The organism is Synechococcus sp. R6-5 (assembly GCF_047461775.1).
GTDB lineage: Bacteria > Cyanobacteriota > Cyanobacteriia > Thermostichales > Thermostichaceae > Thermostichus.
On sequence record NZ_JANSHV010000338.1, the window covers coordinates 1 to 509 of the forward strand.

General features: G+C 63.5%; 1 protein-coding gene. It reads right to left on the bottom strand.

Translation table 11 applies throughout. From position 1 onward, the window contains the following. On the bottom strand, positions 1-509 hold a 509-nt coding region (locus NW818_RS13505; RefSeq protein ID WP_414424843.1), incomplete at both ends, for an RHS repeat-associated core domain-containing protein.

The following is a 509-nucleotide window of genomic DNA, read 5'->3' on the forward strand; positions in this document are numbered from 1 at the left end:
ACATCCGCCGCCAGCGCCAGTCCATTGTCCCACGTCAGCCCGTTCTGGTGAATGTCCCAGATATCGTAGGCGATGAATGCAATATCAACCGCGCGCTCGATCCAGTGCCCCGTCGGGTCGGTGTACTTCAGCGGATTGTTGTAAACGTACGCAAAGCGGTTGAAGCTCTGCGGGTTGCCCGGCTCAGGAACGATGCTATCCGGTGAGATGAACCGTCCGAGCGTCGGATCATAGTACCGAGCATGGTAATACAACAATCCGGTCGCATCAAGCCGCTGCCCGGTGAAGGTGCGCGCCGTCAGCCCGATGCCGCCGGTGCGCACCCGTCCCCACGGGTCGTAGTGCTGCATTCCTACGAGCGCGCCGCTTGCGTTCGTCGCTGCGCTCACGCTCCCCAGGTGGTCGCTGAAGAGATACTGCGTTCCCTGGTCGCTGCGCCGCACGCCGATGACGTCGGCGCCGAAGCGGGAGAAGTGCGTCGTTGCGCCGCCGACGGTGCGCTCCCAGAG